The sequence below is a fragment of the Lacticaseibacillus yichunensis genome (genome assembly GCF_003946405.1).
GTDB classification, from domain to species: Bacteria; Bacillota; Bacilli; order Lactobacillales; family Lactobacillaceae; genus Lacticaseibacillus; species Lacticaseibacillus yichunensis.
On record NZ_RHOG01000003.1, the window covers coordinates 1 to 26,854 of the forward strand.

A 26,854-nucleotide genomic window follows, 5' to 3' on the forward strand; every position below is an offset into this window, starting at 1 on the left:
GTCCGTTTAAGCCCTTTGGGTTACTCCCTTACTGCAGGTAACCGTCATTGCGTCGCTCGGGGTGGGTCGCGGGTTGGTTCCCGCCGGACTGACCGACGCTGGGAGAGAACTCGTGGCCAGCTCCTCCACGCCTCTCAGTGTCGAGATCAGTATAACCGATGTAAGCGGATACGTCAACTGGTTTTTAATGGGAATTTCCGTCAACATTCGTAAGAAATATTTGGGATTCCGATCTCGGGGGTTGACGTTTATGCATGATCTGTTCAGTATCTTTGCGATAATGAACAGTTTTCCTGATTTTGACCATTAACCCGGCGTGAAATGAATTTTCCACCATCGTATTTGGCTAAATAAAAACAAATTATTCATTGTGGCACGGGATGCGTCAACGGGAGGCACGCGCCGTGGAATCTGCTGCGGGTCCATTTTTGCACGCGATGGGTGGCGCCTTGTGACGCGGGTATTTGTCTCTCAGGCTTTGGACTGATTTGGCGGGGCCGCCGCAACTTTTTCGGTCGGGGACTTGAAAGGCTGTGCTACACTGGAAAGGCAAATCGAAATAAAGGATGGTGCCGCTCGTGATCGGGAAGGCCTCACAAAATATTTTTATCAAAGTCTATGTCATGCTGATGCTCAGCCTCTTCTTCTGGGTCTTCACCTTGTGCGGGGTGGTCGTACTCGGCATCGGGCCGGCGTATCGCGCGATCGCCGAGGTGTTCGACCAGAACCAGTGGGAATACCGGCAGTATCATTTCAAAGATGTCTGGGCCGTTTATAAAAAAGTGTTCAAGCAAGCTAACCTGGAATTCTGGGGCTTTGCGGCGGTCGGCGCGATCTTGGGGTATAACCTCTATCTCGCTCTGCAGCTGAAAGTGATCTGGATGCTGGTCATTACCTTCATTCTCATTTTCGCGCTGCTGTTGGTCGTCAGTCTCTGGCTGTTCCTCAACGGAGTGCACAGCCATTATGATGTGAGCTTCAAACCAGCGCTGCGCTTGGCGGCGGGCCAATTTTTCGCCAGTTTTCCACGGCTCTTGCTGTTCTGGACGGGGCTGATCATCATCATCGTGGTCAGTGCCAAATGGTCGGGCCTGATTCTGTTCCTCAGTGTGCCAGGCGTATTGGTCTGGACCTCGTACATGTCGACGAAGTGGTACAAGTTTGTCGACAAACAAGTCAAGTAAGTCACTAAAACGGGCCGCGATGCCCGTTTTTTTGTTGTCCGGAGGCGTCCGCCAAAGCCCTGTGTTTCCGGGTTGCGACACTTTTGAAACTTCCGAGACTTTAATTTGGACACTAATCTCTTAAATATGTATATTGGCATCGGAACAACCGTTTTTTACAATGTAACCGTTATCAGTTAAGTAAGGGGGAGGGTCAACGTGGAAAATAGTGCCGCTATTGAACAAGCACCGGTACGGACCAAGAAAAAGAAGAAGAGCTTTTTCCAAAAGGTCAACGAAAACAAGACCTATCTGTTGTTCGTTTTGCCTGGGACATTGTTCCTGATCATCTTTTTCTACATTCCAGTGTTCGCCAACATCGTCGCATTCCAGAACTTCCAATATTCGGAAAAGGGGTTCCTCTGGAGCTTGCTCACCAGTCCGTTTGTCGGGTTCAAGAACTTTGAATTTTTCTTCAAGTCAGCGGATTTCATGCTGGTCTTGCGTAACACCGTCGGGTACAGTCTGACATTCCTGCTATTAAATTTCTTCTTCGCGATCTTCTTTGGGATCGTTATGAGTCAGCTGCGTAACCACCGGGCGCTGCGCGTTTATCAAACATCGATGCTGTTCCCGTACTTCTTGTCTTGGGCCATCCTGGCATACTTCGTTTATGCCTTCCTGAGCACGGACAAAGGGATCATCAACCACTGGATCACTGGTGGCGGTGGGACCGCGATCGACTTCTACAACGCGCCGCAGTTCTGGCCTTTCATCATCATCTTTATGGGTGTTTGGAAGGGCATCGGCTACAACAGTATTCTCTACTTCGCCACTGCCAGCGGGATCGACCCGTCATACTATGACGCCGCGATGATCGATGGTGCCAACAAGTGGCAACAGATCCGCAACGTCACACTGCCACATATCATGCCAGTTGCGACGTTGATGCTGATCTTGAACATCGGCGGGATCTTCCGTTCCGACTTCGGGCTGTTCTACTTGTTGCCACGAACATCCGGGACCTTGATCAATGTCACGCAGACGTTTGATACCTACATCTACCGTGCGTTGACCACCACCAATGATATCGGCATGTCGACCGCCGCTGGGCTGGTTCAGTCCGTTGTCGGGGCCGCGCTGATCATCATCACCAACTTGATCGTTCGCAAGCGTCAGCCAGACGCCGCATTGTTCTAGAGGGGAGGGACACGTTTTGCGGAAAAAAAGGCACATTACTTCAGAAGAGATTCGCAAATTTAGCTACGGAACCAACGTGTTCTTCAACATTTTCTTAGCCCTCTTTGCGATCAGCTGTGTGGCACCATTCCTGTTCATCGTTGTTTTGTCACTGACCAAGGAAAGCGACATCACCTTGTACGGCTACCAATTCTGGCCAAAACACTGGTCGTTTGGCGCTTACGAATACCTCGGCAGCATGGGCGGCCAGCTCATGACGTCCCTGGGTGTCACCTTGTTTGTTACCATCGTCGGGACCATCATCAACTCCACGTTCGTTTCGACTTACGCGTATGCGATCTCCCGGCCGAACTTCCACTTTGCTCGGTTCTTTACCGTTTTTGCCCTGATCTCCATGCTGTTCACACCTGGCATGGTGCCGACTTACTTGGTCGTCACCAAGATGTTGAACTTGTCAGATAATATCTGGGCCTTGATCTTGCCGATGAGTTTCTCTGTCTGGAACGTTTTGATTATGCGGACGTTCTTCAAGACATCTGTTCCTGAAGCAATCATCGAAAGTGCCCGGATGGATGGGGCATCCGAGTTCCGCACCTTCCGCAGCATCGTTGTGCCGCTTGCGGTACCTGGCATCGCGACCATTTCCTTGTTCACGACGCTCGGCTACTGGAACGATTGGTTCAACGCCCTGCTGTATACGAGTTCCAGTAACATCATTCCGTTGCAGTACTTGCTGGTCAAAATTCAAAACAACATTCAGATTCTGTCGCAGCAAGCCGCTCAGGGCGGCGCTGCCCAGATCGCATCCCAGCTCCCAACGGAATCCATGCAGTTTGCGGTCGTAGTTGTGGCGACCTTGCCAATTGCATTGACCTACCCATTCTTCCAGAAGTACTTCGTCAAAGGCATGACCATTGGCGGGGTCAAGGGTTGATCCGTTTTACCTAATCTAGTGTTCCAGGCGTTATGAAAAGTTTGTCCAGTTTTAAATAAATCCACGGAGGGGTTCATTCATGCATTATTCTAAGCGTGTTTTGATGATCGCCGCCGCTTCCGCCAGTGCCATTTTGCTGGCAGCTTGCGGTAGCAACGGTAGCAGTAGCAGCAACGGGGGAAGCAGCAGCAAGACCGTTGTGACGATGATCCAACCAGGCAGTGGCATTCAGAACGAAACAAAGCTGATGGCCGCCGCGAACAAGGAACTTCAAAAGAAGTATCCGAACATCGAACTGAAGATCAAGCAGATCGACTGGGGCGATTATGGCCAGAAGTTCAACGTCATGGTCACTTCTGGTGAATCCTACGACTTGGCCTTTTCTCAGGATTACGCAGCCAATGCGTCCAAAGGTGTTTTCCAGGACTTGACCTCATTGATCAAGGACAACGCCAAGGAAGCTTATGACGCGATCGACCCTGCGTACTGGCAAGGTGTCAAAGTCGATGGCAAGATCTATGGTTTCCCAACCAACGCCAACGTCTTTTCTCAGCAGGCTTTCGTCTTCAACCCGACCTTCACCAAGAAGTACGGCATCGACGTTTCCAAAGTTGATTCGTATCAGTCACTCGAGCCAGTTTTGAAAGAATTCCACGAAAAGAACCCGAACGTCGTGGCCTTCCCACTGGTCAAGGGCGCACGTATCTCCCTGAAGGCAATGTCTTATCCGCTGGGGAACAACTTCCCATTTGCGATCGACGCTTCGGGCAAGTCCACCAAGGTCGTCAACCAGTATGACACCAAGGAAATGATGGACGACATGAAGACGCTGCACAAGTATTACCAAGCCGGCTACCTGCCAAAGGATGCCGCGACCTCTTCCACCACTTACAATGCGGCGGATGACACCTGGTTCGTTCAGAACCAGACGGTCGGCCCATTCGACTATGGTAACAATGCGTTGAAGACGGCGGCGAACGGCAAGGACATTATTGTCAACAAGTTCACCGATGCTTACAAGCAGACTTCTGATGCACAGATGGCCGTTTATGTCATGAGCAAGACTTCCAACCACAAGAAGGAAGCCATGCAAGTCATGAACGCGATCAACACTGACAAGAAGCTCGAAAACATCCTGGTATGGGGTGTTGAAGGCCAGCAGTGGAAGTTCACGAACAAGGCAAACGGCCAGATCGAAACGCTTAAAGGTTACGATGCAACCAAGGCGCTTGGCGCATGGCTGACCGGTAACAACCGTCTGCTTTACACCAAGTCCAACATCACACCTGACGACATTGCGACCCGCGACAGCTCCATCAAGTCTGCCAAGGACTCCGCAACGCTGGGCTTCAACCCGACAACGGATGATGTGAAGACCGAGCTGACCAACGTGTCGAACGTCATGAGCAAGTACGCTGACATTCTGAACACCGGGACTGCCGATCCGACAACGACCGTTAAACAGATGGACAAGGAACTCAAGGCTGCGGGCTGGGATAAAGTACAAAAGTCCCTGCAAAAGCAGTATGACGCATTCCTTGCAAGCAAGTAACTAAGTGCCTCCCTAATCAAAAGGTATCGATGGCTGACATCGATGCCTTTTTTTTGAGGGTGCGGAGGCTCGTGGGATGGGCGGACGTCTAGCTTGGCTCGGGCGCTTGATGGCGCACTTGGCCATCGAGTGCACGAGACTGCTAGACGCTCCGACCATGCGAGGCGGAGCCCGGCTATGAAAAGGGTGCGGAGCCGCGCCCTGCACCGCAAGACAAGATACAGACCCATTTCACTTCTCAATTTTCCAAATTTCTGGAGGCCAAATATGAACGAAGCGAGTTTTAAACGAATTTCCCGCATCGCGGAAGCGCTGAAGGACAACATTCAGCGCGCGCATTATCCTTTTTCCAAGGCAACGGTTGGCGGCGATATACCCACCCGCGACTATCATGCCGGGGACTATTTTGGCAAGGCCGATGGTAATTACGATATGACCGCCACGGTGCCGCTGCCCGATTACGATGCGAGCCGCCATTATGCGCTGTCGATTGCGACGCGCGGCTACAACGATGACAATAGTCGTAATCCGCAGATGAAATTATTTATCGGCGATGAGCTGGTCCAAGGCCTGGACGTCAATCACCGCACCACGCGCGTTGAGTCGAGCTGGGTGGTCGACGATCAGATCGACCTGCGCCTGCAGATCTATGCCGGGCGCGACGACAAGCAGTTTCCGGTCGACATCGAGGCGTTTTGGCTGGATGAACAGAGCTGGACGACTTATTTTGACTTCATGACGTATCTGGGCTGCTGGCAAAATGTCGACAGCGACGATAATCTGGACAATCGCTACCACCGCGCGCTGGAGGCGGCGGCCAATCTTGTCGATCTGCGCGCGCCGTATTCGGATGACTACGAGCAGAGTCTGCGCCAGGCGTCTGACCTGTTGCACAGCCAACTCGACGAGGCGCCGGATGCGAAAAACGGGACGATCTACGCGATTGGCCACACGCATATCGATATGGCGTGGCTCTGGCCGATTCGCCAGACCGTCGAAAAAGCCAACCGCAGCTGGGCGACCGTGCTGAATCTGATGAAGCAGTATCCCGATTTTCAGTTCATGCACAGCTCGCCGCAGCTCTACAAGTGGATCAAGGAAAAATATCCCGAGGAGTACGCCCAGATCAAGCAGGCGGTCAAGGACGGCCGCTGGGAGCCAGAGGGGGCCATGTGGGTCGAGCCTGACACCAATCTACCATCCGGGGAGTCCCTGGTCCGCCAGATCTTGTACGGTAAGCGGTTCTTCAAGAAGGAATTTGACCTCGACTCGCGCGTGCTTTGGCTGCCGGATGCGTTTGGCTACACCGGCGCCTTGCCGCAGATCATGAAAAAAGCCGGCGTGGATTATTTCATGACGACCAAGCTCGCCTGGAACGACACGAACATCTGGCCCGACACCAGTTTTTACTGGCAAGGCATCGACGGCTCCAAGGTCGTCGCTCACATCATCAACACCATCTCCGAATTCTGGAGCCTCAACGAGTGGTACTCAACCTATTCCGGCCTTGTTACCCCGAATGTCCTCAAGAAGACTTGGGACAAGTACCGGCAAAAAGACGTCTCCGACTCCGTTTTGGTCGCGTACGGCTGGGGCGATGGCGGGGGCGGCCCGACTGCCGAGATGATGGAATACCTCAAGCGGTTCAAGCAGGGGATCGCCGGCATGCCGCGCATCAAAAACGCTGGCGCCGCCGAATACTTCGACCACCTGGCCGCCCAGCTCGCTGAACACCCCGGCGAAGTGCCGACCTGGATGGGTGAAATGTATTTTGAGTTCCACCGCGGCGTCTTCACAAGCCTTGCGAAAAATAAACACAACAACCGGGCCATCGAGGCGCTTTTGTCCGCCACCGAGAAGCTGTTGGCCACCGTGCCGGGAGCGGCCGCCCATCACGAAACGCTCGATGACATTTGGGAGCGCACCATGATGAACCAGTTCCACGACGTTTTGCCTGGCAGTTCGATCAAAGAAGTGTACGATCAAACGGACAAGGATTACGCCAAGGGCTTCGCCGAGCTGGACAAGATCCTGACCGCTGTTGCGACGGATCACCTGACCGCCCAGACGGATGCCATCACGCTGTACAATCCGCTTGGCGAAACGCGCAACATGGATGTGGTCCTGCCGCTTTCGCTGACGCAAACGGCCAACGCGGCGGGCAAGCCGCTGCCGGTGCAGCATCTGTCCGACAAACAGGCGCTGGTGCGGGTGCCAGCCGCCGCGCCATTTTCCATGACGACGATCACGACTGGCTCTGAAGCGGCCGCGGACCTGCCAGCAGAAGAGCCTCTTGGGCCGTCGTTTGAGACCGCGGATCTGGCGGTCACGTTTGATACGAATTTTGCCATCACCAGCCTGATCGACAAACACGCCGGGCGCGAGGTTGTGCCGGCGGGCGGTAAGCTCAATGAGCTCGTCGTCTACCAGGACCTGCCGACGGAATATGACGCGTGGAATATCGACAGCACGTATCACGCGAAGTCCTGGCCGGTCAGCGACGTCGTTAGCGCGACGATCGCCAGCCGCGGCCCGCTGGAGGATGTCCTGCACATCGTTCGCCGCTTCGGTCAATCGCTGATCGATCAGCGCTGGCACTTCACCCATGGCACCACACGGATCGCGGTCGAAACGGATCTTGACTGGCACGACGACCACATGCTCCTGCGCAGCGAAAACGCGGTGGATGTGAACGCCGACAGCGCGACGTATGACATTCAGTTCGGGACCCTCAAGCGCCCGGTCAACAAGAACACCTCATGGGAACAGGCCAAATTCGAGGTGCCGGCCCAGCTGTGGGCGGATCTCTCCGATCGCGGCTATGGCCTGAGTATTTTGACCGACGCGAAGTATGGCTATGATGCCGCCTATCAGCATCTCGGCCTGTCGCTGCACCGCTGCCCGACGATGCCGGATTCGGAAGCCGATACTGGCGCGGATCACTTCACTTACACCTTGATGCCGCATGCCGGCGATTGGGTGCAGGCCGGCACGATGCAGGCCGCGCTCGCGCTGAACAACCAGCCGATCGTCTGGCAAGGTTATGCGGCCAGCGAGACCGCGCCGTTTGTCACCTGCGACAAGGATGATATCCTGATCGACACCATCAAGGTCGCGGAGGACAGCGACGCCACCATCCTGCGCGGCTACGAATTCACGGACGCCGCAAGCCAGGCGACCTGGACCTTCACCAAACCGCTGGCCAGCGCTGCCATCTGCGACTTGCTGGAAAACGAGCAGACCCCACTGATCATCAGCGAAGACGGCCGGTCGGTCACCGTGCCGTTTAAGCCATTTGAAATACAGACAGTTAAGATCACTTTCCAAAAGTAAGCCTATATAATAGAAGAAACACGTTTTGACTGCACTCTCAAAGGCGGGCTCCGCCGCGAAATCTCGCGGCGAGGCTCGTCTTTTGGTGTGGTAAACTGAGGGGACAGGAGGCGACCGGGATGAAACTCAATTTTCGACGATTGATGCAGATCTATACCGTGGTGCTGCTCGTTTTGGGCTTGGGCATCACCACCGTTGGCATCGTCAGCTCGGTCAGCAGTTACCAATCGTCGCTGGAACAAGCGGAAAACATGGCAACGCAGCGCGCGACCGAAACGGTGACCCGCTACCAAACCATCGCTGATGACTACGCCGCAAATATCACCTCGGATGGCCGCCGGTTGACGAATATCGCGCAGTATTTTGCCCTATCACCGGCCGCCTACGCGCAATATGCGATCACCCAGAGCCAAGGGGAGGGCCAGTATTACAATTGGTCCAACGAATCCTCGACGTTCATGATGCAGCATCCCGAGGTCAAACGGCTGACCCTGACGCTGAATGTGACGAAGGCCAAAGCGGGCCAGGTGTTTGTGGCCACCCAGAAGAAAAAAGAGGGCCAGCTGCTCACGAACCAGACCGTCAGTCCCGATTTTTCCACGAGCCTGATCAATCCGACCGACGCGACGATCGATGGCACCCTGGGCATCGATTATGACCGCAGCACGCTGGATCAGCAGCTCGCCGCAATCGACGCCCGGGCGCATTTGCAGGTGCTGGTCCTCAACAATAGCGGCGTGTTGGTCAACCACTTTAGCGACAGCTCGGTGGATAAAAATGAGCGCGCGCTGGCGACCAAGGCCGCCAAAAACGACGATTTCGGCAAGCTCCACGACTTCACTGTCGAGAAAAAGGAGCTGCCCAATGAGTTTACCTTGATCTTTGTGGTCAGCCGCAGTGGCATGCGCGCCCTCATGTTCTGGCGGGTCGCGTCCATCGCCTTGCTCGGCCTGTTTGTGCTGGCGCTGCTCAGTGCGCTGCTGTGGGTCACGTTTGGCCGGTACCGGGTCCAGCTCAACACGATCTTGGCCACGGTAAAAACAGTGGGCAACGGCGATCTCAAGGCGCGGGTGCCGGTCACGGTGGATCAATCCGACCTCAGCGAGCTCGGCGATGGCATCAACCGGATGCTCGGTGACATCGATCAATATATTTATACGATCTACCAGCTGCGGATCGCCCAGCAGGAGGCCAATATCAAGGCTCTGCAGGCACAGATCAATCCGCATTTCATGTCCAACACCCTGGAATATATTCGCATGGCCGCGCTGGATGCCGATCAGCCGGAGCTGGCCAATGTCGTGTATAATTTTGCCGCCCTGCTGCGAAATAACACCGATTTTTCACCGCTGACGACGATTCAGCACGAATTGGATTTCATCGACAAATATGTGTTCCTGTATCAGGTGCGTTTTCCAGACCGCTTGGCCTACCAGATCACGGTGGACCCAACGATTGCGGCACTGAGCATTCCGAAGTTCAGCTTCCAGCCGTTAGTTGAAAATTATTTCGTGCATGGCGTCGACTTCTCGCGCGGCGACAACGTGATTCGCATCAAGTCCTGGCGGGAAGGCGACCTGATCACCATCAGCATCGCCAACAACGGCAAACCGCTGGCGCTGGATGAGGTCCAAAGCCTCAACAAACGGATGAAGGAACCGCTGGCCGGGGACCAGAGCACGTCGATCGGAATTCAAAATGTTTATTCACGACTCGCCGATTATTTCGGTGATAGCTTTAATATGTTTATGACCAGCGACGGGTTGAGAGGGGTCCAGACCACGATTCAATTCCGCGACCCCGCTGCCGACAAAGGAGGCCACGATGAAAAAAGTAATGATCGTTGATGACGAATACATGTTGTTGCGCGGCCTGCCGAAATTGATCGACTGGGCGCGCCTCGGCCTGACTATCGTGAAGACCGAGCAGAATCCGCTCAAGGCGCTTGATTGGTTGGCCGAGAATCCGGTGGACATCCTGTTGTCAGACATGAACATGCCCGAGCTGGACGGCCCGACCTTTGTGGCCAAGGCAAAAAAATTGCAGCCGGACATGGAACTGATCGTGATCTCCGGTTACGCCGACTTTGATTACGTGCGTGCGGGCCTGCAGCAGCACGCGGTGAATTACCTCAGCAAGCCCGTTGACACTGAGGAATTGGTGACGGCGCTCGAGGCGGCGCTCAAGCGCATCGACGAGCGGCAGGCCAGCGATCACAACGCAACGCTTGCGGCTCAGGCCGAAATGCGCGCGCTGGTGGCCGGCACCGACCCCGGCAGTGCACACGACCTGTTGAAAAGACTCGAGATCGTCTTCACCAATCCCGCCGCGCCGGTGCGCCTGATCGCGGTCCTGAATCCATTGCCGCCGACGGATCTGGTGGATTTTTTGCAGGAACAGGCAGCGGTCCCCGGCTTTTTCCGCGAGGGCCAGGACTTCATCATCCTGTTTCAAGGGGATGACAACCAGCTCAACGCCTTCATCAACGAAGCCCCGCAGCCGATCTCCTCGACGCGCCGGCCGGAATTGATCGGACCGACCGTGTCGAACATGACCACCCTGACAGAGGCGTACCACACCATGCGCGGGGAGATCGCCCGGCAGTATTTCTTCGAGACCAATGCGGGCCTGCGCCGGCTGCCAAGGCCCGAGGAAACCGAGGCGATGCCGACGCTGCCCGGTTTTTCCGAGCTGCGCGAAACGCTTGGCCCACTGGATCCGGTGGCCTTCAAGAAATGGCTCGTCGAACAGCTTGAAACACTCAAGGAACTAAACGCCACCGTGGCCTTCACCCGCCAATTCGCGATGATCGTCCTGCTGGTGATCAGTGAAAAAGGGACGGCCAGCGAGCGCAAACCCGCGGCGATCAACGCCATCAATCAGGCGCAGACGGTGACCAAGCTGACCGAGATTCTGGTCGACATCGCCCAGCGCGCCGCCCAGGAAAGTGATCGCCGCTACTCGCGCAATGTGCTGGCCATGCGCCGGCTGATCCAGGAACGCTACGGCGAACCGCTGACCTTGGCGGAGGTCGCCGATGAGCTTCATTTGAACGCCGTTTACCTAGGCCAATTATTCAAACAGGAAGTCGGCCGCAGCTTTTCTCAGTATCTGAACGACTGGCGCATGAGCATCGCCATCGACCTATTGCGCAACTCAGGCGAGGACGTCAATCAGATCGCAGAGCGGGTCGGCTACCAGACGCCAAGCTATTTCTACAAACTTTTCAAGCAACAGACTGGCATGTCGCCTCGCGAATATCGAGCGGCCGCAGACAACGGCACGGCCGACTGACCCCTCAAATATGAGAAACAAAACAGTGTATACCAATGTATACGCTGTTTTTTAATTACAGATTTATTCGTTAATGGTTAAGGACTTATGAAAATTAGGCCACGATGTGAAAATGGTGAAGAATGTGGCCGGTTCGTGGCGTTTCGAGTCCAATCACTTGACGAAACCGCTTTCATGGCGCATATTAATAATTGTTTGGAGGGTCTACACCAAATTTGTTTTTTAGGGGGAAATTGTTATGAGTATGTGGCGTAAAGGTTTGGCTTTGAGTGCGGCGGCTGTCTGTGCCGTCACACTGGCAGCATGCGGCAACAACAGTTCTTCAGGCAGCGGGTCTTCGTCCAAGAAGGTCGTTGTCACGATGTATCGTCCTGGCGATCCGCTGACGAACTCCACCGAAATGATGAAGATCGTCAACAAGGAGATTCAAAAACAGTATCCGAATGTCGAATTACAGATCAAGCCGATCTCTTGGGGGGATTATGGCCAAAAGTTCTCTGTGATGCTGACATCCGGTGATGGTTTTGACCTTGCGTTTGCGAACAGCTATTCCGCAAATGCGCAAAAAGGCGGCTTTGCCGATATGACTGAATTGATCAAGAAATATGCGTCCAAGGCATATGACGAGATCGACCCAGCTTACTGGAAAGGCGTGACCCTGGATGGCAAGATCTATGGTTTCCCGACCAACGCCAACGTCTTTTCACAAGAGAAGCTGGTCTTCAACGGCACGTTCACGGATAAGTACAACATCAATGTGGACAATGTCGACTCGCTGCAGACCGCGACCGACGCAATGGCCGCGTTCAAGAAGGCTGACCCAAGTGTCAACCCGATGGCGATCGTGAAGGGCTACCACGCCCCGACACCAGGCTGGTCCTACCCACTTTCCAATGGCTATCCATTCGTCGTTGACCAAAGCGGCAAGGACACCAAGGTTCAAAATCCTTACAACCTGGACATCATGCGCAAGAACTTGGCGACCTTGCATGAATGGTACCAAAAGGGCTATGTCCCACGGGATGCCGCAACATCGACCACACAGTACTCGCTGGCTGACGACACCTGGTTCGGCCGCATCGAGACCACCGGCCCATTCGATTATGGCGACACGGCGATCTTGAACGCCCGCGGTGGCAAGCCAGTTGTCACCAAGCAGATCTCCCAGCCGTACAAGAGCACGGCTGACGCACAGATGGCGCTGTATGTGATCTCCAAGGCTTCCAAGCACAAGAAGGAAGCGGTCGAGGTCCTCAACGCGATCAACACCAACAAGAAGATCATCAACACGATGGTCTGGGGCATTGAAGGCAAGCAGTGGGAGTTCACTGACAAGGCCAAGGGCAAGATCAAGACCCTGCCTGGCTACAAGCAAAACACCTACTACGGCGCTTGGATGACCGGTAACAACCGCAACCTCTACACGCTTGACAGTGTTACTGACAAGCAGATCGAGGAACGCGATCAAAGTATCAAGGATACCCCAGAAGCCGCTGACTTGGGCTTCATGCCGAACCTTGATAAGTACAAGACGGAACTGACCAACATCGCGAACGTCATGAGCAAGTACTCGGATATCATCAACACAGGTACCGCGGATCCTGTTCCGACGATCAACAAGATGAACGCTGAGCTGAAGACAGCTGGCTGGGATACCGTTGCCAAGGAATTGCAGAGCCAATACGACAAATTCCTCGCAGCCAAATAATCGCTGACTGGTAACAGCGAAACGAGCACGCCTCTGGATGGACCCCCAAGAGGCGTGCTTTTTGTTGTAGGATGCGGAGCGGGGCGCTTAGGTCTGAGTGGCTAACTTGGCTCGGGCGCGAGAGCCGCAAAAATCGTCGCCATCTTCTCCAAATTTCCCCATTTCACTTTGACTGAGCGGCAGATCCGTGCAAAATAGAAGCGCAAGACGATTCGCAACTCGTTCTTAGACAGTGATGGCAAAGAAAGGAAATCGACTCATGCAGACACATTTTTTCCTATTAGCGGATACGCATCTGACAACAGATTCGGCCAGCCAGGCGGCGCTGCGACGCGGCCTGGAGACGATCAGCAAGCAAGCGGGCCGGCCGCTGGTGGTGATCAACGGGGATCTGACGAACACCGGAGACCCAGTGGAGTATCAGGCGTTTGCCGAGGTGCTCGACGATTTTTCCGACCGGCTGGATTTCGCGCTGACCCTGGGCAACCATGATGTGCGCGGCCCCCGCAATTTTGAGTGGACGAACATGCAAGAGGAGGATCCGCAGCATTTTCATCAAGTGGCGGCCCCATTTTTCCTGCGGTTCCTGGCGAACGCGCCCATCAGCGAGCGGCAAGGCCTGTCGTACACGTTGCGCGCAGGGTCCGCGCGACTGATCTTCCTGAATACGGAAAAAGGGTTGAAGGATGCCGTTTATTTGCCAGCCGCGACCCTCAATTGGCTGGACCGGCAGTTGGCAGAAGAGGCCGGCCCGCACCTCGTGTTTTTGCATGAGCCATTGAACGATACGCATCGGCTGTCGGATCTATACGGCGGGACAGGTCAGCAGGATGCCCTGCTCAAGGATGTGTTGCGGCGGCACCCGGACACGTTTTTCTTCAGTGGGCACATCCACAACGCGTTTGGCGTGGCCGAGGTCATTCCGCGCGCCTATGCGACGTGCATCGACACGCCGGCGTACGGTCGCGCCAAGGCTGGCCTGCACAGCGCAGGGTGCGGCTACGAGGTGACGCTGGATGACGCGCACCTGACGCTTGCCGCCTGGGATTTTGCCAACGACCAGCGGCTTCCGGCATTCGATGCGGCCCTGCCAGCGCGGACGTTGGGCAGTGTGTGGGCGGATGCACTGAGCCAAAAGGCGCCGGATACCGACTGGCTCGATTGCGCACTGCCGCTTTTGACAGCGACGTATTCGCAAAGTGCGCAGGACGTGGATGCCGATGAGGAGGCGCTTGAGGCCCCCTTGTTTGGCGCGGGCGTCCAGACGACGATGCGTGAGCTGATCGAAACGGCGCCAGGTGGAAAGCGCGAGACGCCGGCGCCGTGGTCGGCTGCCCATGATGGGGTCGTATTTGCGACTCGCGACTTGTATCTCGATCAGCTGATCGAAGCGGGGAAAAAAGTGACCGCGTTGACCCCGCACACGCCGGCCGCCAAAACGGCCCGTTTTGAGGCGCTAGACCGGCTCGCGCGGATGCAGGGCCAACTTGCCCGGTACAGTGATGCGGCGCTGCAGGAGGCCCTGGACGCGCTGGCGTGGGTCCTGTCGACTAGCTATCCGATCGATCAGCGGCCACAGTTGCAGCAGACCGTTAGCCAGGCCCAGGCGCTCACGAAAACACCGCAGCTGACGCGTGCGTTGATGCCGGCGCGCCTGGCACTTGCGGATGCGACCACCACGCCGGGGCAATTGGCGACGTTGATGAAAGACTTACTGGCAGCGATGGGGCACTAATGCGCTTTGATACGGAAGGAGCCTTTCGATGATATTTACGCGACGTTTCCTTCAATTTGGCTTTGGCCTCGCCGCGGAATTTTTGATCGCGGCAAATCTGCTGGCCGCCGTCACGGAAGCCTCTTATGCGGGGGCAACCGAGAAACTGACGATTGAGATCGTACTGTTGGTCCTGTTGATGCTTAGCATTGCTGGGGGCGCCGCGCTGGCGTTTGGCCATTACGTGCACACGCTGCTCATCATGGCCGGCCTGGTGTTTATCGCGGCACTGATGCTTTGGCTCGTGTGGCCAGCGAGCACTGCACTTGCCGCATGCTGTATGGTGTTTGCGGGCTTGATCGGGGCTGAGGGCTGGCTGGCGCGCTCAGGGAAGTCTGTCTGAGGCGCATTGGTCATACAAACGCCAAAATGGGTTGGCGATTCGCCAATAAAATGAACGATTCACCGTTTTGGGGGTCTCAACTGTCTGTGGATGAATGGAAACCGCGTCTTGGCGCGGTTCTTATGGCGCTCTGAAGCTTTGAGCCAAGCGGTTCAGATGATTGACAAGAAACCGCTTACTATATAAAATAAAGTAGAATTCTCGATTGCAGGTGTAGGCCTTGCTAACCTACTGCTCTCCTGTACAATTTTTCGGAGATCCACCCGGTGCGCCGGGTTCCGAGCATCATCAGCTTTTCCCGGGGCCACTTGGGCGAGGTCCGCTGACTTAGTTCAAGTGGTATAAAGCCACGACGGTCACCATTACTACTATAGTGACTAGAGGTAGCGACAGTTCCATCGCCGTTACCCGCCAAGGTGAAAAGGGTCCCGCCAGTGGTAGGTGCTGGCGGTCACATAGGGCACTGCAGTCACGTAATCGCATCAAGTTAAAAATGGGGCCTTTCGGGGCCTCTTTGTCGTGGCCGGCCCTGATTTCTTCGGGGCTACAAACGGATAACTCAAATGAAATAGGCGTCTCTCACAGATCGCAACGTGCGATCCTGCTGAGAGACGCCTATTTTTTATGCCGGCCGCAGCCCTTGCACGAGCACAGCGGTTGCTTCGTCCGCCGCCCGCTCTAGGTCAAACTTGTTCGTCGGCATCAAGATCAGTGGCACCGCATGGCCGGCCATCACCCCGAGAAACGTCCGAAACAGTTCGCCGACCGGCCAATCGACAACTTCTCCAGTCGCTTGATAGTGCTGGAAGATCGCGGTCAACGGGCCTTGCGCGACCTGCTGGAAGTCCTTGAGAAGCATATTGAGCATGGCCTGGTCATGCATCAGCTCACCGAGAAATATTTTGGCCTCGGCCCGATTTTCCTGGGCAAATTCCAGGCGGTCTTTGATCACATAATGCAAAAAGGTCGCAAAGTCTGGCGCCGCTTGGCCTTGAATGCGGGCAATGAAGTCCCCTGCGACGCGCGGGACCACTTGTCGCACGAAGGGGCGCATGACGGCCGCCAGCAACTGGTCTTTGGTCTTGAAGTGTTTATAAACGGTGCCTTCTGAAACGTGGGCTGCGGCCGCGATGTCCGCAGTCGAGGTATTGTCGAATCCCTTGGCAGCAAACAATTGCAGGCTTGCCTTCAGGACCGCTTTTTGTTTTTCAGAAAGATCAGTTGCGGCGACGGTTTCATCAAAAAGTTTTGCCAGTTCACTCATTGTGCGTCCACTCCTTTGTCAGACTTGCCGGTAGCGTTTCATCGTTTGCCCATTCAGCACCAGGAAGACGAGGGCAAAGCCGAGCAAGATCAGCAGGCTTGGGCCGATCGCCGAAAGGGTCGCGCCTTTTTCGATCACTGCGGTCATGCTTTGGGCGCCAAAGTACAGCGGAAAGACATGGGCGACGACCTGGAGCCAGCCAGGCATGGTTGCGACCGGGATGATGCCGGAGAAAAAGATCTGTGGCAAGGCAACGATGGGGATGAACTGAATCATCTGAAACTCGGAGTCGGCAAAAGTCGAAATGAAGAGCCCCATCGTCAGGGCGACGGCCGCCATCAACAGATTGATCAGCAAGACCAGCCACAGACTCCCGATGATCTGCACTTTGAAGACGCCGATCGTATAGAGCACGATCAAAAGCGTTTGAACCACCGCGAAAAGGCCATAACCGGCCAGGTACCCGGCAATGATCTCGCCGCGCCGCACCGGCGTTGCCAGCAGGCGATACAAGGTGCCAGTCGTGCGCTCGCGAAGCAGTGCGATGCCGGAGATCAGGAAGACAAAGAAAAACACGATAAAGCCCAGCAGAATTGGCAGAAGCGTGTCAAAATAGGTCGCGTCTGCCCCGCCATATAGGTAATGGGTTTTGACCGTGACGCCTTTTTCGGTGGTCGTCGGTTGCGAGGCCCCTTTGATGCCAGCCTGGCCCGTTGCCTTGGCGAGGGCTGTTTGAAGCTGCTTGAGGGCGGCTGCTTGGGTCTTGATCGTGGCGGCCGCAGTCTGCATTTTCAGCTTGACCTGCGCTTGTTGCAGGCTCTGTTTGAGGATGGCGCTTTGGCTTTGGTCACTGTTGGCCAGGGTCAACGTGAGCTTGTCGCCAGTTTGCACCAGCATGCCTGCTGCATCGTGCTGGCGAATCTGCGATTTTGCACTACCTGATGCGCTGGTGGGCTTTAGTTTCAAGTGGTCATTTTTCATTGCCGTGGTCAGGGGCTGGTCGACATTTTTCACCAGCAAGCTCGCGGTCTGCGTGCCGTTCCCCTGGAAGAGAAAATAGACCAGCGTCAAGATCAAGAGGGGACCGAGGAACATCAGCGCCAGCGTCCGTTTGTCTCGAAGCATCTCGGTGAAAATGCGATGAATCATTCCTTTAACGCGCATCCTGATTCCTCCCTGCCTGCAAAAAGACTTGCTCGATCGAGTCGACATGGTATTGTGCCGTCAAAGCGGCCGGCGTCCCTTGGGCGATCGCGGCGCCCTGCCGAATCATCATCACCTGATCGGCTTCTTCGGCGTCTTCCATCACGTGAGTCGTTAATAAAATCGTGATGCCGCGCTTAGCCATGCGGTGGAGCTCCGCCCAGATCTGTTGGCGAAGCTCCGGATCGATGCCAACAGTCGGCTCATCCAGAATCAGTAATGGCGGATCGGCCAACAGCGCGATGGCCAAGGACAACCGTCGCCGCATTCCGCCTGAATAATCTTTGAGCGGCTTATCCAGATCACCCTGGAGATCGACAACACCCGCCGCGCGTGGGATGCGCTGCTGCAATTCAATTTTCAGCACGCCTTGCATCGTGCCGAAAAAGGCCAGATTCTCGCGGCCGGTCAGCTCGTCATATAAGGCGTCGGTCTGCGCCATGTAGCCGATCTTTGCCAATAGTGCGCGATCGGGCATCGGCGTATTCAAGACCTCGACTGTGCCTGATTTTGGCCGCAGCATGCCCATGATCGAACTGACCAGCGTTGTCTTGCCTGCGCCACTTGGACCGATCAAGGCGAGAATCTGCCCTGGCGCCACTTGAAGCGAAATGTCATGAAGCACGATTGTCTTGCCATAGCCTTGCGTGAGGTGGCTCACGTTGATCACAGTTGCCATGGATGTTGCCTCCTTCATGCGGCGAGCACGCGCTCACCGCGTTGAAAATAATAAGATGCGATCATATTCGATGCTGAAACCCCGTTGGTGAGTTTCCACTCACTCATTATAGTCAGCGACAACAAGAGCGCAACCTCAAATAATGCGGCGAGCAAACCTTTTCGCAACATCAGCGCTTTCGTTTCTTTGCTGGGCATGGCAGAGTCTTCGAAAACAGGCCATGACTTGCGACCGGTTCTTGAATGCTTGTTATAAGCACTTAGCTCCACTTTTTCCACAATTGGACAGCGCTTCCACCGGGTGTGTTGTAGATGTGCTATAGTCGGCCCGAACAGGAAACAAATCGACTTATCGGAGGGCACCATGCAACTGTTATGGCAAAAGTTTCCGGCGCGTGAGCTCGATCTTGCCCCACAGGAATGCGGCTGGCAGCGGTGCACGCCGCTGGATCGCTATGCGTATCGCATTCAGTGCGATCACATCATTCATTTTGTGGTCCGGGGTCGCGGCTATCTCAAGGTGGCGGGACAAACGCATGAAGTCCGCGTCGGCCAATGTTTTTTGTTAAAAAGTGGCACTGAGGTCAGCTACTGGCCGGCCTTTGATGACCCCTGGGAGTATTGCTGGCTGGGGTTTGGCGGCCAACTGGCGGGGCGGTACTTGGATTCAGTTCTGCCGGCGGGGTGGTGGATCGGCGAGATGCCGCAAGTGGCTGGGAAGCTTTTGGTGGGGTTCAACGAAGCACGGATGCCCGCGGCTGGCCAGGGGGATGATAGCTTGCGGCGGCTGCGGGATCTGGCGGCCTTTTTCTCCGCGTTCTGCGAGGCTGAGGGGTTGACGGAGCCTGAACAGCCGCCGCATCCGCAGTTGGTGATGCGGGCGTTGACCTATCTGAACGCCTCGTTTGAGCAGCCGATCACGGTGCAGGATGTGGCGGATTCGGTTCATATCACGCGCAGTTACCTATACAAATTGTTCATGAAGGAGCTGCGCCTGTCCCCGCAACAATATCTTCAGCGTTTGCGCCTCGGGCATGCCCAACAGCTCCTTGAGACCACCCAGCTGTCGATCGAAACGGTCGCCAGCCAATCCGGGTACCGAGATGCGCTGCATTTCACCAAACAATTCAAGGCCCATTACCAACTCGCCCCACGGGATTATCGAAAAAAGGGTGCAAAGCGGGGCGTTTAGGGCTGAGCAGATAGTTCGGCCCGAGCGGTTGATGGCGCACTTAGCCAGCGAACGACCGGGCCGACTATCTGTCTCAGCCCTGCCCCGCGGCGCCCAACTAAAAAAGGGTGCAAAGCGGGGCGTATAGGGCTGAGCAGATAGTTCGGCTCAGCCAAAACCAGGCAAAAAAGTGACTGGCCAGTTCCAGCCCCACGCGGCATGCAACATAATGCCTGATATGGGCGTGTTTTACAGATGGAAGCGGTCTTGCCCGCCCGCTATACTGATGGGGATCGAATGGGGCAAAATGCTCAGGAGGTAGCGAAGATGACGATCTTAAATTTGGCAGAAGATCCAACCACGTTGACGGTGAACACCTGCCCGCCGCGTGCCTATTACATTCCATATGACTCGGTCGAAACAGCCGCGACCGGTGACCGGACCGCATCGGCGCAGGTCAGCTTGCTCGATGGCCAGTGGGCGTTTGGCTATTTTCCAAGTGCCGCCGCGCTTCCAACCACCTTCTGGGAAAATGGTGACGCGCTTCTCACGGCCACGGCGCCGGTGCCAAGCGACTGGCAGAATCAGGGTTATGACCGGCATCAGTATACAAATGTGAATTATCCGATTCCGTATGATCCGCCCTATGTCCCAGACGAAAACCCGATCGGTGTGTATGAGCGTCAGTTTGCGTACACGCCAACTGCGGGGCATCGCGCTTATTTGAACGTCGAAGGCAAGGACAGCTGTCTGTATGTCTTCGTCAATCATCAGTTCGTCGGCTACGACACCGTCTCCTATGCCAACAGTGAATTTGATCTGACCGATCATCTCGTGGCTGGAACTAACCTGCTCACCATCGCGGTGTTAAAGTGGTCGGTTGGCACGTATTTTGAGGATCAGGACAAATTCCGTGTCAGTGGCTTGTTCCGGTCGGTGTATTTGCTGACACGGCCGGAGACGCATCTGGGCGATTTCGACTGGACGATCACAACCGATTCCGTGACACAAATAGGCCGGTTGGTCATGACACGCTTTGAGTTTGCCGGAGCTGCTTCGTATCAGCTCACGGATGATCACGGTCAGCAAGTGGCGGAGGGGCCACTGGATGCCAGCACTCAGATCGAGGTGACTGGATGCCGCTTTTGGAATGCAGAAGACCCGGTGTTGTATCACCTGACAATTACGGCGGGTGCGGAAGTGATTCCGTTTGCCATCGGTTTTCGCCAGTGGGTCCATCAAGACGGCCAATTCGTACTTAATGGCACGCCAGTCAAGCTCTACGGTGTCAATTATCATGATAGCGATCCGCGGCTGGGGGCGGCGATCGGGGAAAATGAAATGCGCCGCGACTTGCAGTTAATGAAGGCGCATCATGTCAACGCGATTCGCACCTCACATTATCCAAAGGCGCCGCGGTTCTATGAGCTTTGCGATGAAATGGGTTTTTATGTGCTGAGCGAGGCGGATATTGAGACCCACGGCACAGGGGCGTTGGTCGGCGCAGGCGCTGATGGCGATAAGCTCGCCGACGATTCCGCCTATCAGCCAATCTTTCTTGATCGCGTGCAACGCATGGTCAAGGCAGACCATCTGTTTACGTCGATCTTTGGCTGGTCGATGGGCAACGAGTCTGGTTGGGGGCAGAATTTTGCCGCCGCCCTTGAATGGACGAAGCAAGCGGACCCGAGCCGTATCCGCCACTACGAACAATTTTCCAGCCGGTTTGAAAAAGACCCAGCGCAGACGTTGCCGTTGGTGGATTGCTACAGCCGGATGTATCTGAGCCCTGAAGACTGCGAGACCTTCTTGAAGGAACACCCGAAGATTCCGCTGCTTCAATGCGAATATGCGCATGCGATGGGCAATGGCCCAGGCGGTGTCAAACACTATGATGAATTGATGCAGCAATACGACAATTTCGTCGGGGCCTTTGTGTGGGAATGGTGCGACCACGCCATGTTGATGAACCCGGATGCGGTCGATGAGGCGCCAGTCTATGGGTACGGCGGTGAGTTTGGCGACGAGCCGAATGATGGTAATTTCTGCATGGATGGGTTGGTCTATCCCGACCGTACGCCGCACACCGGGCTGAAAGAATATCAGGCGGTCCATTTGCCGGTGCAACTGACAGCCTGGCAGAATGGCCAGCTGACGGCGTTCAACCGGCTCGCGTTTACCTCGGCGGATGCGCGCTATCAGGGTTTTGCGCGGGTCACCACTGATGGCGTCGCCGGTGCGTGGCAGGCGGTCAACTTGGCTGGTTTGGCACCGCTGACGGCTACAACTGCTGACTTTCCGGTGCAGATTCCTGCTGGCGTACCGGTCACGCTGGAATGGGCGCTTGGCGCACCAGACGCGACAACGCCAAATGAAGTACTAGGTTTGCAGCAGATCATCTTGCAGGATGCGGCGCCAACGCTTCCGGCAGGGCCAGCCTCGACCGGCAAGCTGACGGTCACCGAAACGCCACTTACGATCACGGTCAGCGGCCCGAATTTTGCCTATCGCTTCGACCGTCATTTCGGCACGCCGACTTCCTTGGTGCGTCGCGGCAGTGAAACGCTGGCCGGGCCGAGCCGCTGGACGATCTGGCGGGCACCGACGGACAATGATCGCAATATCAAAAACGAGTGGCAGGACAACGGCTTTGACCGTGTCTTGTTTAAGGGCGATGCGTTGACCGCCGACGCGCGCGATGGCCAGGTGACCGTCACGGCAATCATTGGGCTGACGGCGGTATCCAAGCAGCGGATCGCGACGATCAAAACTGAGTGGACGATCGATGCTGCTGGCACGCTTGGCGCAACGGTACATGTCGTCCGCAATGACGAAATGGCGGAATGGCCACAGTTTGGGCTGGTGATGCCGCTGGGCGGCGGGGCCAAGCCGGTGCACTATTTTGGCAAAGGTCCACGCGAAAGCTATATCGATAAGCAGGAGGGCAGTGTGTTGGGCTGGTTTGAGACCGATGCCCAGCAAAATTATGAGCCGTATGTACGTCCCCAGGAAAATGGCAGTCATGTCCATACCTGGTGTGTGCAGGTGGGACTTGGCGCGGAAGTGATGACGGCGCAATTCGCGCAGCCATCCTCATTCAGCGTATTGCCATACACGGCGGAAACACTGACTCGGGCGGAAAACCGGCGCGATTTGCCTGTTTCCGAGCAAACGGTTCTCACCCTTGATTTTGCCCAGGCCGGCATCGGCTCAAACAGCTGTGGTCCGCGGCTTCCGGAACGGTATCGACTGACGCCGGAAACCATCGATTGGCAGTGGACGCTGCGCTTTGAGGCGGCCGGGCAGTGAGCGACGGCCTCAAAGTGCGAGGCTGCATTTCCGTGGAATAGAAAAAACGGCGAGGGCCGCATGGACCGTCGCCGTTTTTCGTTGGCTGTTCAAATAAGTTGTGCGAGCGTATCCGCGATCTGGCGGCCAATCAGGCGATGGCCCCAATCGGTCGGATGAAACAAGAACCCGGTCTGCGCCACGTCATCGGCGAAAAATCGTGTGACGTCCGCCTTGACGTCCAGCGGCCACAAGTCACACACGGGCCGGTCGAATTCCCGACCAAGGGCCAGGATGCGCTCACGATAAGCGCCGGCGCTCCAGCCTTTTTCCCGCTTATAAACGGGGTAGGGAGCCACCAGCAGGACGGGGATGGTCGGGGACGTTTGTGCCAATTGGGTGAGGCAGTGTCGGGTGGCACCGGTAAAGGTCTCGGGCGCCAGCGTGGTTGGCGCGCCGATCTGGCTGAGCGACTCCTTGTTGAAGTTGTTGATGCCACCAAACAGCACCAGCGCGTCCCCGGGGCGAAAGGCAAAAGTCGCCATACGCTGGGTGATCTGCTGGAGCGTTTCGCCGGAGACCCCTTCATTGAGGACGGGTACGCCGAATGTCTCTCGCAACACCTGTTGGTAGCCGACACAGCGCTGCCCCGGGGTGTGAGTGGTGGCTAAATAGCGCTGGCGATCGTACCACGTCACCGAATCGCCGAATGTGATCAGTCGTTTCATGATAAATCCTCCTGTGGCCATGATACGAGGCCAGACGGAAAACACAATGGCGACGTGGCTCGTGAATATGGACTTTTGACGCGACTATGCGTAAAGGAGACACAAATGGCACTATTTGAACCAGAGACAAATGGCATCGCCACCTACCGGATTCCAAATTTGCTGACCACTGCGGCTGGCACGGTGCTGGCGTTTGCGGATGGGCGCGTGGCGTCCTCAAATGACAGTCCCAACGAGATTCATTGCGTACTTCGGCGTAGCACGGATGGCGGCGCGACGTTTGGCCTGATGCAAACGGTCGTCGCCTATCCCGGGCGCGGATTGAACGGCGCCTCGGCGATCGACTCGAGTAGCCTGCAGGATCCTGCCACTGGGTGCATCTGGGTCCTGTTTTCCCATTCGCCCAGTGGTGTCGGGCTGTTCAATTCCGTCGTCGGAACGGGGTTTGGCCCGTTTGGCCGGCGACTGAGCGACGAAGCCGGCCACTTGTTTTCCGTCGATGGCGCCGGGATCGTGCGCGATGCAGCCGGGACGCCGACTGGCCAGCAGGCGGCCGGGACGATGATCGATGGGCATCATTGGTATCACGCCCGCGACAAAGCACAGGACTTAATGGAACAGCCCACTGTGTTTTTGCAGACGGTCTTCAGTGATGATGACGGTGTGACCTGGTCGGCGCCCATTGATCTCAATCCACAGGTCAAACAGCCCTGGATGTCATTTCTTGGGGCGGGGCCAGGCATTGGGACGGTGATCGAAGCCGGCGCGCATCAAGGCCGCCTGCTGTTTCCGGTGTATTTTGCCAATGCGGCGCATTTCATGTCGGCGGCGCTGATCTATAGCGATGACCATGGCGCGACGTGGCAGCTGGGCGAAACGCCAAATGCGGGCCGCGTGGTGGCTGGTCAGGTGATCGATCCGGCGACAAGTGATGTGGGCGCGGCCAACTTGACCGAAGCACAGGCGGTCGTGGCGCAAGACGGTACTGTTCAGCTGTTTATGCGCAATCATCTGCCGGCGCCGCATGCGCTGGTGGCGACAAGCGGCGATGGCGGGGGCCATTTTGACACGTTGCGCCCCGTCACCGGTTTCCAGACACCGATCAATCAGGCGAGCTACCTCTATGATCGGGGAAAAACAGTCCTGTTGGCGAGTCATGCGGAGAGCGCCACCGAAACGCGGCAAAATGGGCAGATTCATCTTTCGCGCGACGGCGGCCAGACCTGGTCGCAGGTCCTGCAAGTTGAACCGCCCACGATGGGGTTTGGCTATTCTTGTCTGACGCAGCTGGATGATCAGCGGTTTGCGGTGCTGTACGAGCGCATCGCCGATCAAAGTGATTGGGCGCATATGCGGCTATGTTTGAAAATATTTACATTAGCGGATTTTTCACAGATGGAGGAACCAAATGACTGAGCCAATGTGGCAATTGAATGCAGAGACGACCTTACGTGGGGCAGAGACGCCGGCCATCGCCGACCTGGTCGCGATCGTCGCCGATGAATTAGCGACAAGCGGCTGGGGCTTGTCGCTGCCGGCAGCTGGCGCGACGGGGACGCAGGCTTTGCAGCTGGCGCTGGCTGACGACATGGCTAGTGGGGACGGGTTTGCAATCGAAGCGACTGAAGCGCGCCTGACCATTTCGGCTGCGACCACGCGGGGGTTGCTGTACGGCTTACGGACGGTGATCGCGCGCCTGCACGTGGCAGGTGGTTGGCCGCTGGGCAGTGTGCACGAACAGCCCGCATTAGGTGAGCGCCGGCTATTTGTCGATGCCGGCCGCAAATATTTTTCCAAGGCATGGCTCATTGACCTGATTCACTGGCTCTCATTCCTGCGCATCAACACCTTGCAGTTCCATTTTTCGGAAAATCGTGGGTTTCGAATCGACTGTGACACGGACCCGGCAATCGTGTCGACGCATCATCTGAGCAAGGCAGATGTCCGCGAGATCTTGGCCGAAGCGCGGCGGTATCAGGTTGATGTGATTCCGTCTTTTGATACGCCGGGGCACGTGGAACATATTTTGAAGGTACATCCGGAATTCGGCCAACGCGGGGTGGATGGCACCCGGTCGACGACTGGACTGGATATTACCGACCCGGCGGCCAAGGCGTACTTCCGCAGCCTGTATGAGGAGTATTTTGCCCTGTTTGCAGGGTGCCGCGACTTTCACATTGGCGGCGACGAATATATGGAACTGGACCGCGAGCCGTTTTTGACCACTTACCAGCCGGTGCTGGACACGTATGCCAAGCACCGGTATGGCAAGGAGGCGACGTTCAAGGACGCGCTGGCCGGCTATGTCGCCGATCTCGCGGACTTGGCCGAGGACCACGGCTTCCACGCGCGCGTCTGGAATGACGGTCTGTATTACAGCGAAAATGGGGAGCAGGGTGCCCCTCAGCGGATCCAGATCGATCCGGCACTTGGCATCGACTACTGGTATCCGATGAATTGGAACAAGGCAGTCGCCGAATTGCCGGTCTTTCTGGCGCGCGGTCAGCGCCGGCTGTTCAACGTTAATTCGACGTTCTTCTATTATGTCTTGCGCACCGAGCTGCCCGAAGACGGGCGCGCCCAGCACAGCTTCGACGTCCCAGATCAAGATCGGAACATCTACGAGAATTGGCATCCGGGGCTGTTCGCCGGCACCGAGCTGCCGGATGACGACCCGCGCATCTGTGGGGCAGCCTTAGCGATCTGGTGCGATGAACCGGATCTGACCGATGAAAAGACGATTCGGCAAGAGATCAGTTCGGCGCTGCAGGCGTTTGCGGCGAAAGCATGGACACCGGCGATCAACGTAGCCCGGTCCTGGACTGAGCAGCAGCGACTAATGGCGGCTTTGAAGCCACTGGCAGGGCGGGACTGACCAAGAAGCAGGTTCAAAAAAGCATCGAGACGCCAAAGTGCTGGGCAGCTCGATGCTTTTTTCGTACAAAAATAGCGGCTGTGCAACGCACTGCCGCCTAGGCGTTAGAGAAAGTCTTTAGAGGATGTTACGCCTTCAAGCGGATGGGGAGGTCCCCTTGAAGACATGATTACTATCTCATCGCAGCGCCCTTGCCTCAATAGCCAAAATCAATAAAAGTCTACACAAATTAAAGGTAAGATTGCCCCTTGACATTTTTAAGAAAGCGGTTATATAAATGGCGAACTGATTAGAAATGCCGGTGAGACGGGGTTATGATCTACTTGATGCGAACATAACTAGGACT

19 protein-coding genes are annotated in these 26,854 nt (G+C 56.0%); 14 read left to right on the top strand and 5 right to left on the bottom strand.

All coding sequences use genetic code 11. The features are described 5' to 3' along the window. The first annotated feature begins 578 nt into the window (after positions 1-578). From EKM95_RS01665 to EKM95_RS01710, 10 genes are all read left to right on the top strand, one after another. Entirely contained in the window at positions 579-1,184 is a 606-nt protein-coding gene (locus EKM95_RS01665) for a YesL family protein (RefSeq protein WP_225423114.1), read from the top strand. Positions 1,185-1,382: 198 nt separating this feature from the next. Further along, the gene (locus EKM95_RS01670; RefSeq protein ID WP_225423116.1) at positions 1,383-2,363 is read left to right on the top strand and encodes an ABC transporter permease; all 981 of its coding nucleotides are present in this window, start codon (positions 1,383-1,385) and stop codon (positions 2,361-2,363) included. A gap of 16 nt (positions 2,364-2,379) precedes the next feature. Next, positions 2,380-3,297, top strand: coding sequence for a carbohydrate ABC transporter permease (locus EKM95_RS01675; protein ID WP_125696098.1), 918 nt, complete (start codon positions 2,380-2,382; stop codon positions 3,295-3,297). Positions 3,298-3,376: 79 nt separating this feature from the next. Then, positions 3,377-4,849, top strand: a complete 1,473-nt coding sequence (locus EKM95_RS01680; RefSeq protein WP_125696099.1) for an ABC transporter substrate-binding protein — start codon at positions 3,377-3,379, stop codon at positions 4,847-4,849. A 267-nt stretch (positions 4,850-5,116) separates the two neighbouring features. After that, entirely contained in the window at positions 5,117-8,182 is a 3,066-nt protein-coding gene (locus EKM95_RS01685) for an alpha-mannosidase (protein ID WP_164510039.1), read from the top strand. Between the two features lie 119 nt (positions 8,183-8,301). After that, positions 8,302-10,029, top strand: coding sequence for a sensor histidine kinase (locus EKM95_RS01690; protein ID WP_125696101.1), 1,728 nt, complete (start codon positions 8,302-8,304; stop codon positions 10,027-10,029). Continuing rightward, positions 10,007-11,476, top strand: coding sequence for a response regulator transcription factor (locus tag EKM95_RS01695; protein ID WP_125696102.1), 1,470 nt, complete (start codon positions 10,007-10,009; stop codon positions 11,474-11,476). The genes EKM95_RS01690 and EKM95_RS01695 overlap by 23 nt, the downstream gene beginning before the upstream one ends. 238 nt (positions 11,477-11,714) lie before the next feature. After that, a complete protein-coding gene (locus EKM95_RS01700; protein WP_125696103.1) occupies positions 11,715-13,184 on the top strand; it encodes an ABC transporter substrate-binding protein in 1,470 nt (489 codons plus the stop codon). A 259-nt stretch (positions 13,185-13,443) separates the two neighbouring features. Then, on the top strand, positions 13,444-14,919 hold the full coding sequence (locus EKM95_RS01705; protein WP_164510040.1) for a metallophosphoesterase family protein: 1,476 nt from the start codon (positions 13,444-13,446) through the stop codon (positions 14,917-14,919). Between the two features lie 28 nt (positions 14,920-14,947). Beyond that, positions 14,948-15,301 (top strand): hypothetical protein, encoded by a 354-nt coding sequence (locus tag EKM95_RS01710; protein ID WP_125696105.1) that lies wholly within the window; start codon positions 14,948-14,950, stop codon positions 15,299-15,301. Positions 15,302-15,923: 622 nt separating this feature from the next. Here the strand turns inward: EKM95_RS01710 and EKM95_RS01715 are convergent. The 4 genes from EKM95_RS01715 to EKM95_RS01730 are packed head-to-tail and all read right to left on the bottom strand — an operon-like array spanning position 15,924 to position 18,725. Continuing rightward, positions 15,924-16,565 (bottom strand): TetR/AcrR family transcriptional regulator, encoded by a 642-nt coding sequence (locus EKM95_RS01715; RefSeq protein WP_125696106.1) that lies wholly within the window; start codon positions 16,563-16,565, stop codon positions 15,924-15,926. Positions 16,566-16,583: 18 nt separating this feature from the next. Next, the gene (locus EKM95_RS01720; protein ID WP_125696107.1) at positions 16,584-17,729 is read right to left on the bottom strand and encodes an ABC transporter permease; all 1,146 of its coding nucleotides are present in this window, start codon (positions 17,727-17,729) and stop codon (positions 16,584-16,586) included. Further along, a complete protein-coding gene (locus EKM95_RS01725) occupies positions 17,719-18,447 on the bottom strand; it encodes an ABC transporter ATP-binding protein (protein ID WP_125696108.1) in 729 nt (242 codons plus the stop codon). Before EKM95_RS01725 ends, EKM95_RS01720 begins: the two co-directional genes overlap by 11 nt. Before the next feature lie 14 nt (positions 18,448-18,461). Continuing rightward, entirely contained in the window at positions 18,462-18,725 is a 264-nt protein-coding gene (locus EKM95_RS01730; protein ID WP_125696109.1) for a hypothetical protein, read from the bottom strand. 85 nt (positions 18,726-18,810) lie between these two features. Between EKM95_RS01730 and EKM95_RS01735 the strand changes: the two genes are divergently transcribed. Together EKM95_RS01735 and EKM95_RS01740 are read left to right on the top strand one after the other, a co-directional pair. Continuing rightward, positions 18,811-19,638, top strand: coding sequence for an AraC family transcriptional regulator (locus tag EKM95_RS01735; protein WP_125696110.1), 828 nt, complete (start codon positions 18,811-18,813; stop codon positions 19,636-19,638). A 306-nt stretch (positions 19,639-19,944) separates the two neighbouring features. Next, positions 19,945-22,926, top strand: coding sequence for a glycoside hydrolase family 2 TIM barrel-domain containing protein (locus EKM95_RS01740; protein WP_164510041.1), 2,982 nt, complete (start codon positions 19,945-19,947; stop codon positions 22,924-22,926). Positions 22,927-23,015: 89 nt separating this feature from the next. Here EKM95_RS01740 and EKM95_RS01745 read toward each other — a convergent pair whose 3' ends face one another. Beyond that, positions 23,016-23,633 carry an SGNH/GDSL hydrolase family protein gene (locus tag EKM95_RS01745; protein ID WP_164510042.1) on the bottom strand — a complete coding sequence of 206 codons (618 nt, stop codon included), beginning with the start codon at positions 23,631-23,633 and terminating at the stop codon, positions 23,016-23,018. Positions 23,634-23,738: 105 nt separating this feature from the next. Here EKM95_RS01745 and EKM95_RS01750 point away from each other — a divergent pair, with 105 nt between their 5' ends. Both EKM95_RS01750 and EKM95_RS01755 read left to right on the top strand, forming a co-directional pair. Beyond that, entirely contained in the window at positions 23,739-25,049 is a 1,311-nt protein-coding gene (locus EKM95_RS01750; RefSeq protein WP_125696113.1) for a sialidase family protein, read from the top strand. Continuing rightward, positions 25,042-26,508: a family 20 glycosylhydrolase gene (locus tag EKM95_RS01755; RefSeq protein WP_125696114.1), complete on the top strand. Its 1,467-nt coding sequence runs from the start codon at positions 25,042-25,044 to the stop codon at positions 26,506-26,508. Before EKM95_RS01750 ends, EKM95_RS01755 begins: the two co-directional genes overlap by 8 nt. The last annotated feature ends 346 nt before the right edge of the window (positions 26,509-26,854 follow it).